This is a genomic window from Pseudoneobacillus rhizosphaerae (genome assembly GCF_917563885.1).
Classification (GTDB): domain Bacteria; phylum Bacillota; class Bacilli; order Bacillales; family Cytobacillaceae; genus Pseudoneobacillus; species Pseudoneobacillus rhizosphaerae.
Genome location: NZ_CAKJTG010000003.1, coordinates 139,539 through 155,893 on the forward strand (window position 1 = coordinate 139,539; position 16,355 = coordinate 155,893).

The window sequence follows — 16,355 nt, forward strand, 5'->3', positions numbered from 1 at the left end:
ATTAATTTAATTCAACAGTTTCATTAACATCTGTCGATTTAGAATTTTGCCCTGTCATGCGTTTATAGAGAAAGGCGACTTTTTTTGTAAAATTACCGGTTTCCCAATATTCGGCTGATTCAGCTTTTACCTTTATCAAGATAAACATTAGGATCATCATAAGAAGTTTGCATAATTTTCTCATAAGCATAGCTCCACAATTCCTTTTTCTTGTCTAAATCCTCAACGATTTCCGCTCTTCCACGGACGGAAACATAGGATTTACCTACATAAGCCACATTAACATCTTGATCATGTAAAATTTCTTCATATTTATTAGTTTCCTTCTTTGTGAAAAACCATAAGTCTCCATCAAATTCTATTTCTTGTGTTTTCATAGGACGAGAAACAAGCCCTTCTTCAGTTACCGTAGTCAACATAGCTGTGTCTATGTCTTTGATTAAATCTCTTAATTTTTCCACTTCTTCTAGTTTCATTATGTTAGACATTTCCATCACCTCATTAATGTTTACAGAGGTATACTGCCCTTTACAACAACTTTTATTCAGGTATGGCGGATTACTAAGAACAACTCTCCTTAAGCCAAATAAAAAAGCAGTCCAATTGATATGCTAATTGGACTGCTAAATTTGTTATTTTTATCGGCCATGTTTTTCTTTACGATGAATCATGATTTCTTTTAAATCATCTTGAATGCTTTCTTTTGCCAGCTCTACGTTTGAGCGATATGCAGCACGAGTGATGACGTGTGCTGACAATGGAGCTGTTAAGAATACAAAGAAAATCCCAAGAAATAATCTGATACTAAAATAATCTTCTTCTAATAAGAAAAAAACAAAAGTTCCAATCAAGGTAAATAAAACACCCATTGTAGAGCCTTTTGATAAAGCGTGAGAACGGGTATAGACATCAGGTAATCGGATTAAGCCTATTGCACTAAGGAAACAAAAGATGGTACCTATAAATATTAGAACAACAGGAAGTAATTCACTCGGAACGTTTGTGTTCAATGACAACACCTCTTTCAATAAACTTAGCAAGAGCGATTGTTCCGATAAATGAAAGGATTCCGATTAACAAAATGATTTCAAAAAAGGCTACGCTTCTTAGGAAAACCGAGAAAATAGCTACTCCGGCAATTAGATTAACTCCTAACGCATCTAATGCTTGAATCCTATCAGGAGCAGAAGGCCCTACCACTAAACGATAACTAATAGCCAAAATAGAGAAAGTTAGAAATAATAACGAACATATTAAGATGAAATTAATCATTTTCGCGTCACCTTCTTTATCGCTCCTTCGAATCTTGTTTTTGATTTAAAAACCGACTCCTTTGACTCGGGTATATCGATTGCATGGATATAAAACTTTTTATTATCGGGTGATACTTCTACTACAACAGACCCAGGTGTTAAACAAAGGAGTAAGGCAAGAAGAGTGACTTCCAAATCACCTTCCAAATCAGTTTCTATAGTAAAAATCCCAGGTGCAACCTTTAGTTTAGGTCTGATTACTTGTCGAATGACCGCAATACTAGAAGTAAACAATTCATGACTAAACACAATGAGCAGTCTGAAAATATCTATTAAAGTGACTAAATAGAATTTTGTAGGAAAATACCTTCGTAAAATATAGAGAACAATTAAACCAAACAAGTATCCACTAAAAAAGGTTAATACGCTCCAATGATCTTGTAGAAACATCCATAATACACCAATAAATAAATTAATTAATACTTGCATGGGCATTGGCAACAACTCCTTCCCTTTAGCATTTTACCTCACGCGGTCTACTTGATACCTAAAACGGCGCGTATATATATTTCTGGGTTCATTAAAGTCTGAGTAGCAAGATCAACATAAGTTTGAATGCCCTCTGAGCCTAAACCGAGTGCAATCGTTAGAGCGGTAAGGATACCAATTGGAAGCATTAAGCCTTTCGTTGTCCCTTTTTCCGTTTCTTCTGTCAGCACTGTATATCCCCAAAAACCATTTATAAAGATTTTCATGATTGAATATAAAACCATAAGACTAGTTAGTAGTCCAATTCCACCTAGCCAAAAGTAACCTGTTACAAACGTTCCTTCTGTAATGAATACTTTACCAAGAAATCCACTTAATGGTGGAATGCCTGACAGCGATAATGCCGCGATAAAAAACATCCAACCTAATTGTGGGTGTAGCCGGATAAGGCCACTAAACTCATTCAATTTACTCGTTCCAGTAAGATGAATAACCGTTCCCCCCAATAAGAAAATGAGGGCTTTCACAATCATGTCATGTATTAAATAATATAATGACCCAGTTATCCCCTCAACGGATAAAGTAGCAACTCCTGCTAAAATAAATCCTACTCCTACGATGACGTTATACGTTAAAATTCTATTAATATCCCCATAAGCGACAGCACCGATTGCTCCCAAAACCATTGTGATAGCGGCCAAAATCCCAATTAATAAATGAGTAATTTGCGGCTCATGATAAAATATGAGATAAAAAGTACGGATTATCGCATAGATTCCTACCTTTGTTAAAAGGGCTGCAAAAATAGCCGAGATGGCTGTCGGAGGTGCACTGTATGAACCTGGCAACCAATAGAACAGAAACAGACCAGCTTTTAAACTAAACACAATTAATAATAAAATAGCAACCGTTGTCAGAAGTCCATCTTGCCCTACCTCTGCAACTCGTTGGGCGAGATGAGCAAAATTTAAAGTTCCTGTCATTGCATACAAAAAGGCAATCGCGACAAGAAAGAGGAAGGATGAAATAACATTAATTAGTATGTATTGGATTGACGCTCGAAGTTGAATTTTTGTCCCACCTAAGGAAATCAGAACATAGGAGGAGACTAGCATGACTTCAAAGCAAACAAATAAATTAAAAATATCCCCAGTCATGAACGAACCGTTCACTCCTGTAATAAGGAATAAAAAAAGTGGATAAAAGTAATAGGCTTCTCGCTTTTCCCCAATTGATTGAAAAGCAAATAATAAGCAACAAACAGCCACAATACTTGTTACAAGGATTAATATTGTGGCAAACATATCCGCGACCATACTCACTCCAAATGGTGCTTTCCAGCCACCTAAATGAAGTATTTGTATTCCATCCTTCGAAATTTGATTTATCAAAATAACAGCTACTGCTCCAGTAGAAACGATTGCAAAAATACTAAGAATCCTCTGGAATTTAATACTTTTCTTAAAAATAACCATCAGTAATCCAGCTATTATCGGAATAATGATGGGCAAAATAATTAAATTATTCATCTCCCATACCTCTCAATTGCTCCGTATCATCCGTTCCCATTTCCTTATAAGCACGATAACTAAGCACTAGAAAAAGCGCTGTTGTGGCAAAGTTAATTACAACAGCAGTTAACAATAATGCTTGTGGTAAGGAATCCGTAAAGTTTGTTTCCTTTCTTCCAAGAAACGGCGGTCCACCTGTTTTTAGGCCTCCCATTGTAATAATGAGGAGGTTTACTCCATGCCCGATAATTGATGTTCCCAATATAATTCTTAAAAGGGTTTTGGTTAATAGTAAATAAGTTCCAATTGCAAATAAGATACCAACTAGAATAGACATTAAAGTTTCCATATTATCGATCATCACCTATACTCAAAATAATCGTGAGTGAGGTCCCTATTACCGCTAGTGCAACCCCAATATCAAATAGGACAGCCGTTGCTAATTCTGTTTTACCAAATATCGGAAGCTCAAAATAATCGAAATCTTGCGTTAAAAACGGCATATTAAATATCATTCCCCCTATACCCGTAAGAACTGAAATCAACACACCTAAAGCGGCAACCACTTTAAAATCTACGGGTATATTTTTGCGTACTGTTTCGATATCAAACGCTAGAAACAGAAGAATGAGAGCGGAAGAAAACGCTAGGCCACCAATAAATCCACCGCCAGGATGATGATGCCCAGAAATAAAAAGGTTTATGGCAAAGGTTAATATGATGACTACAGCAACTTTTGTTACACTACGGATGATGATATCATTTGGTACCTTCATTTTCATCTCCCCCTGACAATCGTAGTTTTATTAATGTATAGACTCCAATCCCCGCAATGGCCAAGACAAGAATTTCTAACATCGTATCGATTCCACGAAAATCAACAAGAATCGCATTAACGATATTTTGGGCACCAGCTAATTCATAGGAATTTTCATAAAAGCTTGATATGGAATCAAAAAGTTTAGTTCCGTTTACGGATAAAGCAAAAATCGTGACAACTACACCGACCCCAATCGAAATGATCGCATTTGTTGCTTTAAAACGTACTTTACTGATCTCCTTACGTAATTGAGGTAAATGATAGAAGCAAAGTAAAAATAAAGCCGTTGTAACGGTTTCTACTACTAATTGAGTGAGCGCCAAGTCTGGTGCCCGAAATAGAACAAACAAAAACGAAACGAGTAACCCTAAAGCACCGACAGCAACGATAGAAGTCAATCTTGAGTTAGACAGAAGAACAGCAACAGCAGAAATGACCATTGAAATGACAATCCCACCCTCATAAACACTTATTGAAGCATCTTGAGAATGATCAAAGGATATCCCATCTAATAACCATAAAGCTCCACCGATAATAAAGATGATAAAGGCGAATATATAAACAAGATAATCACGAATAGACCCAGTCATATAACGATTTGTAATGGATTGAAAGAGGTCTTCACTCTTTTCCATTCCCGAATTATACATATTATTTAATGTCATCGATTGAGGATAAAAAAGGTAAATTCTAATCCACTTTCGTAAATAAATATAGAGCAATGTACCGAATACAACGATTCCTATTGTCATATATAATTCTGTGTTCCATCCATGCCAAGCACTAATTTTTTTAACGTAAATTTCGCCACCCATTGCTAAGCTCGGCAAAATCGATGCTACTGCGGGTTTTAATAGATAGTTTGAAAGGATATTTGGAAAAAAGAAAATACCAATAACGAGTGAGGCTAATACGATTGGCGGAAGTAACATTCCGATCGGAGCCTCGTGTACCTTTTTCTCCAATCTTTCTGGCCTATATTTTCCTCTAAAGGTCTTAAAAACAAGGATCATACTATAGACAAAGGTAAAGATGCTGGCTATCCATGCTACGATTGGAAAAAGGGATCCCAAGCTCTCCATATTAAAAACAGACATTTGTGAAACATTTAGTACAGCCGTTAAGAACATTTCCTTACTTAAAAAACCATTAAATGGAGGAAGACCCGCCATTGCAAACGTTCCAATAATCGTTAAAGTAAACGAAACGGGCATCAGATTCATCAGCCCACCAAGTTTTCTAATATCACGTGTTCCTGTTTCATGGTCAATGATACCAACAACCATGAATAAACATCCCTTAAAAGTAGAATGATTGATTAAATGGAAAATAGCAGCTAGGATAGCAACTGTATACACCTCTGATTCATCACCAATTCCAAAATACATCGCAGCAGAACCTATTCCAAGTAAACTCATAATTAATCCCAATTGACTAATTGTTGAATACGCCAATAAAGCTTTCAAATCGGTCTGTCTGACAGCATTTACTGACCCATAAAGTAGGGTAATTAGGCCGATTCCTGAGACAATCCAAAACCATTCTGCTGTTCCACCAAATATTGGCGTCATTCTGGCTACTAGGTAAATACCTGCTTTAACCATTGTGGCTGAATGCAAGTATGCAGATATCGGTGTAGGTGCCTCCATGGCATCAGGTAACCAAATACTAAATGGAAACTGAGCTGATTTTGTAAAGGCACCAAGAAGAACCAGCAGCATAGCGGGAAGAAATAAGGAATGTGATACGATAGAATCTACCTTAGTAAACATCTCTCGAATACTATAGGTGTCGGTTATGATGGAGAGCATAATAAAGCCTGCTAGCATTGCTAATCCGCCAAAAATCGTTATAAGCATTGATTTTTGGGCACCATAACGTGATTTTTCTCGTTCGTACCAATAGGCAATTAATAAAAGGGAAGATATACTCGTCAATTCCCAAAATACATATAAGACTAACACGTTATCTGAGAATACGAGCCCAAGCATTGCACCCATAAATAACAAGAGATAAACATAGAAGTTATTCAGAGCCTCGCGGTGCTTTGACAAATAAAAGATAGAATATAATACAACTAATGTCCCAATCCCTGTTATCAGGAGACCGAAAATGAGACTAAGTCCGTCTATGTATGTGGTGAAATTAATACCATAAGATGGAATCCATGGTAACGAAGAATGAATAAACTTCCCATTAGATATGGCTGGAATATACGTTAATAAGTAAATGAATATCAAAATCGGAACAACCAATACAAACCAGCCGGTATGAATTTTTGGAGTGAACTTCTTATAGATAAAGGGTACTAGTAAAGCAAATAGAAATGGAATGAATATCGTCATGTTTAACCAGGGCAATCTAATCCTCTCCTTAAAAAATTATCTATTACACACAGTTGTAGGTTTTTTTAAAATTAAATAAGGGGTTGAAAAGCCCCATTTTAATACTAATAGAATTCCTTATTTTTTATTTTCTATGATTTAAATGCCGTTGTTTGCCAAATAATATGAATGAATTTTAGATATTTGAAAGCCTAGATATGTAGGATAATTGAATTTGATTGACTGAGAGTTTGCAATGAGCTATAGTCATACATAGTTTATTCAGATTGATTTTTTTGAACTTAACATCTATTTCGAGGTGACACTAATATGAAGAAAATTAAAGGACGTATGGACGAAAGCATCCTCGTCTGTGTGTATTATGGACCTAATGGTGAACGCCTCATTCAACGCGGATGTAAGATAGCACATATGTTAGACTGTCCATTATATATACTTACCATTGATCCAAAACCGTTTGATGAGCTGGATGCAGAAAAATCACATTATATAACACGGTGGAAACAACTAGCTGAAGAACATAGCGCCGATGCATTAATTATAAAAGACGATGAAAAGCGACCAGTCTCAAAAGTAATCGCTGAAGTTGCTAGGGAAAAAGGAATCACTCAAATTATTCTTGGTCAGACGGCTCAAAGTCGTTGGGAGCAAATTGCCAAGGGTTCGATTATTAACTCTTTGTTACGCGAAGTTCCATTTGTCGATCTTCATATTATCTCGGTTTCTCGATCACTTAAGGATCAAGAAGGACAATTCGAGAAGGGTGTACGTGCCTACCTTGTTAAAGATGGGGAAAACTATCGCATCATTTTTAAACATACTAAAGATGTTGTATTTGAAGGGATTTTCTTCAAGGACTACGGAACCGATTTTAATAACGGGGTTTTTAAGTTTATGAAAGATATGGAAACACTGCAGGTACAAGTAACAGATGACATCATTAAAGACTTAACAAACGTTGACATAAATCCTGATCTAGATAATGATGATCAATAATAAGTTCTAAGCACCTCCATGTTTTCGTGGAGGTGTTTTATTTTTATTGTTTCTTTACAGATTTACATCCACCCTTATCAATTGATGTTCATTTTTATCAATTCCGATATATCTTAATGTTTCAGCTGGGGAATGATGGTGATAAATATCCATCAAAATTGAAATCGCGATCCCCTTTCGATAGGCATGGTAACCAAATGTCTTTCTTAAAGTATGGGTTCCTATTTTCCCGGTTATTCCAGCTTCTTTAGCTGCTTGATTGATGATTCGATAGGCCTGCTGACGTGTAATTGGCTGAGCATTCTTTTTTGATTTAAACAAATAATCCTCACTTGAAAAATTAGAAAGAGACATGAAGGTTTTTAACTCCATATATACGCTACTATTTAAATAGAAGGGTTTCGCTTTACCAGTAAGCGCATCATCTAATAATAAAAATTCCTTCATATCTGTTCCATCCCATATATCACTGACCTTTAAAGATAGTAGATCATGAACTCTAACACCAGTATTGATTCCGAGTACAAACAGCAATAAGTCTCTCTGAGATTGTTTCTTTAATATCGTTTTTATAGTATTAATCGTATCGATGTCTTTTATAGGCTCGACATATTCCACGGGATTCCCTCCGGTAATGTTACTTAATAAAAATTTATCATATGTTAAGTAACATTACAAATATTTTTAACTCGAGGTCTGAAGGCTATTGTATTGATTTTTAAGAATTGTCAAAAATAGGTACGATCTACAAAACAAATAAGCCAACACCAGTTAAAGTGTTAGCGTGTATTTAACTTGGTATTATAAATAGCCGTACTCTACTTCTTCTTAGTATTTTTAATTTTATCTTTTTTTATGTTCTTATCATTTATTTTAGGTTCCGTCCCATTTTTTATATTTCTTAAATTTGATCGATGTAAATACAACATAAAGGGAATGAAAATCAAAAATAAGATTGTATATTCCGTATTCCCAGTTATCAATGAATATAAAAAGAGGTTGGGTGCAATCAAAATGGAACCTACAGCTACATATTTTGTAATCACAATCGCACCTAGAAAGGTAGCAAGTCCAATTACTAACAAAGGGGAACTTGAAATGAGCAATACACCAACCGTTGTCGCTACAGCTTTACCACCTCTAAAGCCAGCAAATATAGGAAAACAATGACCAAATACCGCAGCAAACCCAATATAAAGGGGGTCTATGTCCAGGTTCAACCATAAAGGTAAAGAAGCTGCAATGACACCTTTAGAGACATCTCCAATCAAAACCAACAATCCAGCCTTTTTCCCTAAAATTCGAATGCTATTCGATGCCCCTAGATTTCCACTTCCATAATATCGAATATCTGCCCCGAAAAACACTTTTCCTACAATTAAAGCGAAAGGAATAGACCCTAGTAAATAGGCAATAAAAAATGAAAATATCGTCATCTTTTTCCTCCTCTCTATAAAAATATCCTTTAAAACTAATATACTATTTTTTACTTGCTTAAATGACCAAGCATAATAAAAAGAAGCATGGGATTTGTCTCGAGAAGTTCACTTATGTGGAGAAAAAATAGTAAACAACTTTAACTAGTAGCCTTATTCGGACAGGTTTGTTGGGGAAGAGCCAAAAGCAGTCCGAATGCCAGCCTCATTCGGACAGGAACCGTAGGGAAAAGCCCAAACCAGTCCGAATGCCAACATCATTCGGACAGCAACAGCAGAAAATGATAATATACTCATTTGAGTTTGATTTGAATATGAAAATAGGGGGGATTTGTAATAAACCAGTGTGATATCAAAAAAATAGCACACCAATCACTTTATGATTGGGTATGCTATTTCAACTGTTCCTATAAATTTTCTCCATCCAAAGTGAACTACTCTGGATTCAACACATGCTTCCTTTTAATTTACACTACGCTACTTTCCCAATTTTTTTCCCTTCCTTAAGCTTCTGCTTATATTCAGCAGTTGCTGTGAAAAGGACGTCTGTTGATGAATTTAGAGCTGTTTCGAAAGAGTCTTGTAAAACCCCAATGATAAAGCCTACTCCAACTACTTGCATCGCAACATCACCTGGGATTCCGAATAAGCTACATGCTAGAGGAATCAATAGTAACGAACCACCAGCTACCCCTGAAGCGCCGCATGCACAAACAGCTGCTAAGACGCTCAAGATGATCGCTGTAGGGATATCGACTTCAATCCCGAGCGTGTGAACCGCTGCAAGTGTTAAAACAGAAATCGTAACAGCAGCACCAGCCATATTAACAGTTGCACCTAAAGGAATAGAAACCGAATACGTATCTTTATCTAAACCAAGTTTTTCGCATAGCTTCATATTTACAGGTATGTTAGCAGCCGAACTACGAGTAAAGAATGCTGTAATTCCACTTTCTTTTATGCACTTTAATACTAGTGGATACGGGTTTTGGCGAATATATACAAAAACAATAAGTGGATTGACAACTAAAGCTACAAAGAGCATACATCCAATTAAAACGATTAGTAATTTTCCATAGCTAAGTAAAGACTCAAGTCCATTTGTCGTAATTGATTCAATAACAAGGCCCATGATTCCAAATGGCGCAAACTTAATGACCCATGTAACGATTTTCGAAACGGCATCTGAAAAATTAGTAATCATCGTCTTTGTCGAATCTGGGGCACTTTTTAAAGCTAATCCCAAAACAATCGCCCAAGCTAAAATACCGATATAATTCGCATTAAAGATAGCTTTTACAGGGTTATCAACCACGTTCAACAGCAACGATTTGATAACCTCGACAACACCGCCTGGAGCAGCCAAATCCTCTGCACCCTTTGTTAGTGTTAAGCTTACTGGGAACATAAAACTGACAATTACCGCAAGTAATCCAGCTAAAAACGTTCCTAAAAGATACAGGATAATAACGGATTTCATATTCGTTTGCTGACCACTTTTGTGTTGAGCAACAGCCGACATAACTAAGAAAAGTACTAAAATAGGTGCAATTGCTTTTAAAGCACCGACAAATAAGGAGCCTAAAATCACAACAGGTTTAGCCATTTCTGGAATCGTTACAGCTAAAATAATACCAATAATAAGACCGATAGAAATTTGTTTGACTATACTCATTTGATTCCATTTCTTTAACAGATATTTCATTTAACCTTTCCCCCTTGGAATATAGTATCAAACAGTTCTCTAATAGATTTGTTTTCAGGACTGATCATTGTCAGCTTCCCCCTTTTTTAACTAATCTATTATTATTAATAAATAGTATTATAGAGAATATTTAGATATTTTACAATAGTTAATTGAAAGGGCTTACATCTCAAAAAAAACTCTGAATAACCTATTTACTACAGGGAATCTGCAAATTTAGAATCTGATTTTTAACATGTATTAGTAAATTAAAATAATTTGTAATGTTATACAAAATAGTAAGAATTACACACTTCTGTAGGAACATAAGGTAGGTATTTTTCCTTAATTGTAAAGCCGTTTTTCTTTTTTTTACCTCATCTACCCCCAGATTCAACGATCCCAAATCGAATTAATATGGTTGTTATACTGTAAATAATGGCTATGGCTGTCTTATATATTTTTGAAATCGTATATGAGAAGGAGAATGAAGTTGAAGGAATATATTGTTTGCTACACTTTAGAAAATGGTATTAAGCAAGAACGCATTTTGAAAGAAAAAGAAGTTAAGAGAAAAGAGGTTATCCAAGAGGTAATGGATAAAATCCTAAACCATAATTCTTTTATGGCTAAAAGTGATCAAGGAGATTATTGGATTAATTCTTCTTCAGTACGTTATATTCGCGTTTTATAAACTAATCGTTTCAAAACGGATAGTCTTATTACAGCATAGTAAGAATTTCCTATCACATCAACATGTAACTACAACACGGGAGTGAAGTTCAATGTCAGAGGCATATCGCTATCGTGAAGAACGAAAACTTGCAGAAAAAACAAAACGAAAAAATACAACTAAAAAAGGTTCTTTAATTCGAAAGGTTTTCCTTATCTTTATGGTGCTTATAGTTGTGTCCATTGGTGTAGGGGCCTATACATTTGCCTCCATGATTAAAGATGTCCCTCCAATAGATGCTTCGAAACTGGTCGATCCACTTTCAACTAAATTTTATGATAAAGATGGAAAATTCCTTTATGAATATGGCAAGGAAAAGCGAACGAAAATCAGCTATGACCAAGTGCCGAAAAACTTGGAGAATGCCTTTATTGCAACTGAAGATTCTCATTTTTTTGAGCACGAGGGAATAGATATTAAACGGACGGCAGTCGCGATTTATAAAAATGTAACGGGTGATTTTGGCTCCCAGGGCGGAAGCACGATTACACAGCAAGTAATTAAGAATTCTTTTTTAACACCAGAGAAAACCATTAAACGTAAGGTGCAGGAATGGTATCTTGCTTACCAATTAGAGAAAGAGTACTCTAAGCAAGAAATATTGATGATGTATTTGAACAAGATTTTCCTTGGAAATCGTTCATACGGAATTGCAGCTGCCGCGAAGAATTATTACGGGATTGACTCCAATCATTTAGAAAAATTAACCCTTCCACAGGCTGCGATGATTGCTGGTCTAACACAAAGCCCGAATAATTATGATCCGACTAAACCCGAAAACGTAAAAGCTGCTACTACAAGGCGAAATCTGGTTTTGTCTTTTATGCATAATAGGGGATATATTACGGGGCAACAAAAACAGGATGCAATGAAGGTTCCCGTAACCGAAGGGATTATTTCTCAAAAAACACAAGGTATGCCATATGAAGCTTTTTTGGATGCGGTCGTTGAAGAAGTGGAAGGAAAGCTTAAGGGTGTTGATATTACAACTGAGGGATTATCCATCTATACGACGATTGACCCGAAAGCACAGGCTTATGCCGATAAGATGATGAACACCAATGAATTGATTACCTATCCGAATGCTAGATTTCAAGGGGCATTCGCCTTTTTAGATACAAAAACGGGTGAGATTCGGGCGATTGGAAGCGGGAGAAACGAGAATAAAGCCACTTTCCGAGGCTACAATTTTGCTACTGATCTCAAACGTCAGCCTGGATCCGCGTTTAAACCGATTTTAGATTATGGTCCAGCCATCGAATATTTGAAATGGTCTACCTATCATCAGTTAAATGACCAGGCTACCAACTATTCAACAGGTCAACCTTTATCTAACTGGGATCATCGTTACCATGGAATGCTATCCATCCGAAAGGCACTCCAACAATCCTATAATATTCCTGCCCTTATTACACTTAGGGAAGTGGAGATGGAAAAGGCAAAAATCTTTGCTGAAAATCTTGGAATAACGTTTGAAAATGACCAGATTTACGAATCGTATGCGATTGGAAGTAACACCGTTAATCCTATTGAAATGGCAGGAGCTTTCAGCGCCTTTGCCAATAACGGAGTATACAACCAACCTCATTTTGTTCAAAAAGTAGTTTTCCCAGATGGTAAAGTGGCTAATTTTACACCAAAGCCGAAACGTGTCATGCAAGATTACACGGCCTATATGATTACGGACATGTTGCGGGATGTTGTTAATGTTGGGACAGGAAAAATGGCTAATATTCCAGGGTTCGATGTGGCAGGAAAATCAGGAACGACCAATTTTGATCAGAAAACCCGAGTACGTTACGGATATCCAGAGAAAAGCACTAATGACAGCTGGTTTGTTGGTTATACGCCACAATACACAATGTCGGTTTGGACTGGATATGCGAAAAATGAATCTGGAAACTATATGGTTGGGGACACGACAAAAATCTCACAAATTATGTTTAAAAAAATGATGATGACCTTTAGTACAGATAAAGCTAGATTCCAACAGCCAAGTTCTGTGTACAGTGTTGGAGATGATCTTTATATTAAAGGCTCTTCTGACGTTCCTCCAAAACCGAAAGCAGTTAAACCTCCAGGTAAAGAGAAGAAAAGTAAGGGAAATAAGGGTAAAGGGAAAAAGAATAAGGATAAGAAGAAACATTAAGGGGTTAGTTCCAGAATCTTTGTAAATAAAAAACGGTTCGATTACTGGCAAGCAGCAATCGAACCGTTTTTTATTTTTGTAGGCATAAATTCAAGTATCGGGACGTAAATCCAGTTATGCGGGCGTAAACTGAGTTATGCGGGCGTAAACTGAGTTATGCGGGCGTAAACTGAGTTATGCGGGCGTAAACTGAGTTATGCGGGCGTAACCCGAGTTATGCGGGCGTAACCCGAGTTATGCGGGCGTAACCCGAGATTGCTACTTTGGCAGATATGCGAAAACGAGATAGTTTAACGGTCTACTTCGTAAGGTTTACGATTTTTTCCCCCAACTACTATTGTATAATAAAAATTTCATTTATAAAAACAGTGAAAAAGTGAGTAATTCGGAGAAATACGTAGATTTGATGTAAAAACAAATAGAAAAATGTCGAAAAACACAAAAAACTGAATATTTAGAAAATACTGATAAAGGAGTTAATATAAGACTAAGCAAAACAAACAACATAGAAATTTAACAAAGGAGGATTCCATCCAATGTTCTAATGCGAGGCGAACTTACACTTAGTAAGTGGTAGATAGAGAAACTATTATGGAGGTGGTGGCAAATCTGTCTATAACCAATACCATCGAAAGGAGTGAAGAATATATTATTGATTATGTAAGCAGATTCTACATTAAAGTAGGTGATTAATAGTAAAAGGAAGACAATATCTAGAGAGGCGGTGCTTGTTAGAACAACAATTTATTTGGGAGGTGAGGTATACAAAATAATTAAAAAATCACAAAGGGGTGCTAATGTCCAGCTTAACAAATACTTAAGAAGTGAGGTATTAATTAAGGTTAACAAATTAGTTAAACTAAAAAAATGAAAGAAAAAGGTATTGCTAAAATGAATATAGATATATAAAAGGTCTTATCATTTCCATTGGAAAAGATAAGACCTTTTGTAATTTTAACTAGAAAATATCATTTAGTTCAGTATCAGAATAGCTGGATATTAATACTACCGCTTTTCCATCGCCGATATTTTTTACGAAATGTGGGACACTGGCGTTCCAGCTAAAGGAGTCTCCTTCTTCAATGATTAGAGAATCCTCACCTTGCTCCGCAAGAATTTTTCCTTCTAGCACCAAATGACACTCCTCACCTTCATGGGCATTTGCTTCGCCCATGGAAGCTCCTGGCGGGAATTCGACAAGCATCATTCTTAATCCACCTTTGGAGGTTAAATGCTCTATTTTTAAATTGTTAAAAGTGGAGTATGTCCTTTCAGACTTTCTAACCACTTTCATGTGTTGTTTTTTTTCTAACAATAAATAAGGCAATGGAACCCCTAGAAAGTTAGATATCAATTGTAGGGTACTAATGGAAGGGGAGGTGTTATTATTTTCGACATTGCTGATAAATCCTTTAGAAAGTCCAGTACCCTCGCACATTTGAGCAATGGTTATTTTTTTTCGATTCCGTATGGCACGAATTTTTGATCCTATATCCAAATTATCCACCTCAAAAGTTTCCTAATAAAAAACATAATTCTATCTTAGCAAAAAAAATATTGACAATCCACTTCTATTGCTGTTATCTTATAGATAACAAATGTTCATATTAGAAAACAACAACTCCTATCATTTAGGGTTTTATTTTTGTGTATGTGTTTTCCTATATGAATATTTTATTCCCAATGAAATACGAATACTTATAGATTAGTTGCTGCAAGCTATTACTATATATGTAATTATTTTCTAGAAAGGATGGATGATGACTTTTGGAATCACAGATGATTTATGAATTGCGTCGACCAAAAACCATAGATCCAGAAAAAAACTATCCGGCTCTTTTCGTCATGCATGGAATCGGGAGCAACGAACAAAACATGTTGTCTTTGGTAGAAGGTTTAGAAAAGCAGTTTTTTATTTTTAGTATTCGTGGCCATCTAGTGCAGCCGCCTGGATTTGCTTACTTTACCATCCAAGGTTATGGAAAACCACATCGAGAGATATTTGACGAAGCGATAATAAAACTTACAAGTTTTATTGATTACGCTACTGAACAATACCCTTTAGATTTAAAAAAATTATACTTAATGGGCTTCAGTCAAGGTGCGATTTTATCTATGACCCTCGGTTTAACATTAGGTGACCGCATAAAAGGAATCATCGCTTTAAGCGGATATATTCCTGAATTTGTAAAGGAAGAATATAACATACAATCCCTAAATCAAATGTCATTATTTATTTCCCACGGTGAAATAGATCAAGTATTGCCATATGAATGGGGAATAGCAAATAATGAGTATTTCAAAGAGTTAGGTGCAACCGTGACATTTAAGTCGTACCAGGTTGGTCACACAGTCTCAATGCAAAATTTACAAGACTACTTGAATTGGCTACAGGATTCATTAGATAAATAAACATATTTAAAGGATAATGAGGAGGAAATAAAATGAAAAATAAGTTAGAAGCAAGTACTTTAATGTTACGCGTAGTTTTAGGTGTTAGTTTTTTCTTACACGGTTTAGCTAAATTCCAAGGTGGAATTGAGAATATTGTTGGCTGGTTTGATAGCATTGGCTTACCTGGTGCATTGGCCTATGTAGTGGCATCTTTTGAATTGGTTGGAGGAATTGCGTTAGTGATCGGGTTAGGTACTAGATATGTATCCATACTAGTATCTCTCTTAATGGTTGGGGCTATCTTCAAAGCGAAACTTGCTCTTGGCTTCCTAGGCGATGGTCAAATGGCTGGGTATGAATTAGATATCGCGTTTTTAGCGATCGCAGCATTCCTTGCAATTAATGGAAGTAAACTATTCGCATTGGACCAAATGTTTTTTAAAGACTCAACGAATAAAAGTAAAGCAAATAAAGCTGCTTAATTTTAATGGCCCTTTTCGTAAACTATTTTGTGAAAAAGCGATAATAATCAATTACTTAGCATT

General features: G+C 36.0%; 17 protein-coding genes and 1 pseudogene. 5 read left to right on the forward strand and 13 right to left on the reverse strand.

All coding sequences use genetic code 11. The features are described from left to right. Window position 1 precedes the first annotated feature (1 nt). From LRP83_RS03110 to LRP83_RS03145, 8 genes and pseudogenes are all read right to left on the reverse strand, one after another. A pseudogene (locus LRP83_RS03110) lies at window positions 2-488 on the reverse strand (pyridoxamine 5'-phosphate oxidase family protein). 150 nt (window positions 489-638) lie between these two features. Beyond that, the gene (gene mnhG / locus LRP83_RS03115; protein WP_230495207.1) at window positions 639-1,010 is read right to left on the reverse strand and encodes a monovalent cation/H(+) antiporter subunit G; all 372 of its coding nucleotides are present in this window, start codon (window positions 1,008-1,010) and stop codon (window positions 639-641) included. Further along, window positions 988-1,272: a Na(+)/H(+) antiporter subunit F1 gene (locus LRP83_RS03120; RefSeq protein WP_230495208.1), complete on the reverse strand. Its 285-nt coding sequence runs from the start codon at window positions 1,270-1,272 to the stop codon at window positions 988-990. Before LRP83_RS03120 ends, mnhG begins: the two co-directional genes overlap by 23 nt. Next, window positions 1,269-1,748, reverse strand: a complete 480-nt coding sequence (locus tag LRP83_RS03125; RefSeq protein WP_230495209.1) for a Na+/H+ antiporter subunit E — start codon at window positions 1,746-1,748, stop codon at window positions 1,269-1,271. Before LRP83_RS03125 ends, LRP83_RS03120 begins: the two co-directional genes overlap by 4 nt. Window positions 1,749-1,789: 41 nt before the next feature. Further along, window positions 1,790-3,271: a Na+/H+ antiporter subunit D gene (locus LRP83_RS03130; protein ID WP_230495210.1), complete on the reverse strand. Its 1,482-nt coding sequence runs from the start codon at window positions 3,269-3,271 to the stop codon at window positions 1,790-1,792. Next, the gene (locus LRP83_RS03135; protein WP_230495211.1) at window positions 3,264-3,602 is read right to left on the reverse strand and encodes a Na(+)/H(+) antiporter subunit C; all 339 of its coding nucleotides are present in this window, start codon (window positions 3,600-3,602) and stop codon (window positions 3,264-3,266) included. Before LRP83_RS03135 ends, LRP83_RS03130 begins: the two co-directional genes overlap by 8 nt. Before the next feature lies 1 nt (window position 3,603). Continuing rightward, a complete protein-coding gene (locus LRP83_RS03140; protein WP_230495212.1) occupies window positions 3,604-4,029 on the reverse strand; it encodes a Na(+)/H(+) antiporter subunit B in 426 nt (141 codons plus the stop codon). Continuing rightward, window positions 4,013-6,433, reverse strand: a complete 2,421-nt coding sequence (locus LRP83_RS03145) for a Na+/H+ antiporter subunit A (RefSeq protein ID WP_230495213.1) — start codon at window positions 6,431-6,433, stop codon at window positions 4,013-4,015. Before LRP83_RS03145 ends, LRP83_RS03140 begins: the two co-directional genes overlap by 17 nt. 294 nt (window positions 6,434-6,727) lie before the next feature. On the opposite strand from LRP83_RS03145, the gene LRP83_RS03150 reads away from it, so the two are divergent. Next, window positions 6,728-7,414, forward strand: coding sequence for a universal stress protein (locus tag LRP83_RS03150; protein WP_230495214.1), 687 nt, complete (start codon window positions 6,728-6,730; stop codon window positions 7,412-7,414). Between the two features lie 54 nt (window positions 7,415-7,468). Here LRP83_RS03150 and LRP83_RS03155 read toward each other — a convergent pair whose 3' ends face one another. The 4 genes from LRP83_RS03155 to sstT all read right to left on the reverse strand — a co-directional run bounded on the left by LRP83_RS03155 (window position 7,469) and on the right by sstT (window position 10,555). Then, the gene (locus tag LRP83_RS03155; protein WP_230495215.1) at window positions 7,469-8,032 is read right to left on the reverse strand and encodes a tyrosine-type recombinase/integrase; all 564 of its coding nucleotides are present in this window, start codon (window positions 8,030-8,032) and stop codon (window positions 7,469-7,471) included. A 200-nt stretch (window positions 8,033-8,232) separates the two neighbouring features. Then, window positions 8,233-8,850, reverse strand: a complete 618-nt coding sequence (gene plsY / locus LRP83_RS03160; protein WP_230495216.1) for a glycerol-3-phosphate 1-O-acyltransferase PlsY — start codon at window positions 8,848-8,850, stop codon at window positions 8,233-8,235. A gap of 153 nt (window positions 8,851-9,003) precedes the next feature. Continuing rightward, the gene (locus LRP83_RS03165; RefSeq protein WP_230495217.1) at window positions 9,004-9,147 is read right to left on the reverse strand and encodes a hypothetical protein; all 144 of its coding nucleotides are present in this window, start codon (window positions 9,145-9,147) and stop codon (window positions 9,004-9,006) included. Between the two features lie 175 nt (window positions 9,148-9,322). Next, window positions 9,323-10,555 (reverse strand): serine/threonine transporter SstT, encoded by a 1,233-nt coding sequence (sstT, locus tag LRP83_RS03170; protein WP_230495218.1) that lies wholly within the window; start codon window positions 10,553-10,555, stop codon window positions 9,323-9,325. A gap of 472 nt (window positions 10,556-11,027) precedes the next feature. On the opposite strand from sstT, the gene LRP83_RS03175 reads away from it, so the two are divergent. Further along, on the forward strand, window positions 11,028-11,228 hold the full coding sequence (locus LRP83_RS03175; protein ID WP_230495219.1) for a hypothetical protein: 201 nt from the start codon (window positions 11,028-11,030) through the stop codon (window positions 11,226-11,228). A 91-nt stretch (window positions 11,229-11,319) separates the two neighbouring features. Further along, entirely contained in the window at window positions 11,320-13,416 is a 2,097-nt protein-coding gene (locus tag LRP83_RS03180) for a transglycosylase domain-containing protein (protein ID WP_230495220.1), read from the forward strand. Between the two features lie 958 nt (window positions 13,417-14,374). Here LRP83_RS03180 and LRP83_RS03185 read toward each other — a convergent pair. After that, window positions 14,375-14,914, reverse strand: coding sequence for a cupin domain-containing protein (locus LRP83_RS03185; RefSeq protein ID WP_230495221.1), 540 nt, complete (start codon window positions 14,912-14,914; stop codon window positions 14,375-14,377). A gap of 269 nt (window positions 14,915-15,183) precedes the next feature. Here LRP83_RS03185 and LRP83_RS03190 point away from each other — a divergent pair, with 269 nt between their 5' ends. Then, window positions 15,184-15,828 carry an alpha/beta hydrolase gene (locus LRP83_RS03190; RefSeq protein ID WP_230495222.1) on the forward strand — a complete coding sequence of 215 codons (645 nt, stop codon included), beginning with the start codon at window positions 15,184-15,186 and terminating at the stop codon, window positions 15,826-15,828. Between the two features lie 32 nt (window positions 15,829-15,860). After that, the gene (locus LRP83_RS03195) at window positions 15,861-16,292 is read left to right on the forward strand and encodes a DoxX family protein (protein WP_230495223.1); all 432 of its coding nucleotides are present in this window, start codon (window positions 15,861-15,863) and stop codon (window positions 16,290-16,292) included. The last annotated feature ends 63 nt before the right edge of the window (window positions 16,293-16,355 follow it).

Excerpts from the sequence above, each read along its gene's own strand:
- LRP83_RS03135 (WP_230495211.1), bottom strand. The coding sequence starts at position 3,602 with ATGGAAACTTTAATGTCTATTCTAGTTGGTATCTTATTTGCAATTGGA.
- LRP83_RS03140 (WP_230495212.1), bottom strand. The coding sequence starts at position 4,029 with ATGAAGGTACCAAATGATATCATCATCCGTAGTGTAACAAAAGTTGCT.
- LRP83_RS03150 (WP_230495214.1), top strand. The coding sequence starts at position 6,728 with ATGAAGAAAATTAAAGGACGTATGGACGAAAGCATCCTCGTCTGTGTG.
- LRP83_RS03130 (WP_230495210.1), bottom strand. The coding sequence starts at position 3,271 with ATGAATAATTTAATTATTTTGCCCATCATTATTCCGATAATAGCTGGA.
- LRP83_RS03165 (WP_230495217.1), bottom strand. The coding sequence starts at position 9,147 with ATGAGTATATTATCATTTTCTGCTGTTGCTGTCCGAATGATGTTGGCA.
- LRP83_RS03195 (WP_230495223.1), top strand. The coding sequence starts at position 15,861 with ATGAAAAATAAGTTAGAAGCAAGTACTTTAATGTTACGCGTAGTTTTA.
- LRP83_RS03125 (WP_230495209.1), bottom strand. The coding sequence starts at position 1,748 with ATGCCCATGCAAGTATTAATTAATTTATTTATTGGTGTATTATGGATG.
- LRP83_RS03180 (WP_230495220.1), top strand. The coding sequence starts at position 11,320 with ATGTCAGAGGCATATCGCTATCGTGAAGAACGAAAACTTGCAGAAAAA.
- plsY (WP_230495216.1), bottom strand. The coding sequence starts at position 8,850 with ATGACGATATTTTCATTTTTTATTGCCTATTTACTAGGGTCTATTCCT.
- sstT (WP_230495218.1), bottom strand. The coding sequence starts at position 10,555 with ATGAAATATCTGTTAAAGAAATGGAATCAAATGAGTATAGTCAAACAA.
- LRP83_RS03120 (WP_230495208.1), bottom strand. The coding sequence starts at position 1,272 with ATGATTAATTTCATCTTAATATGTTCGTTATTATTTCTAACTTTCTCT.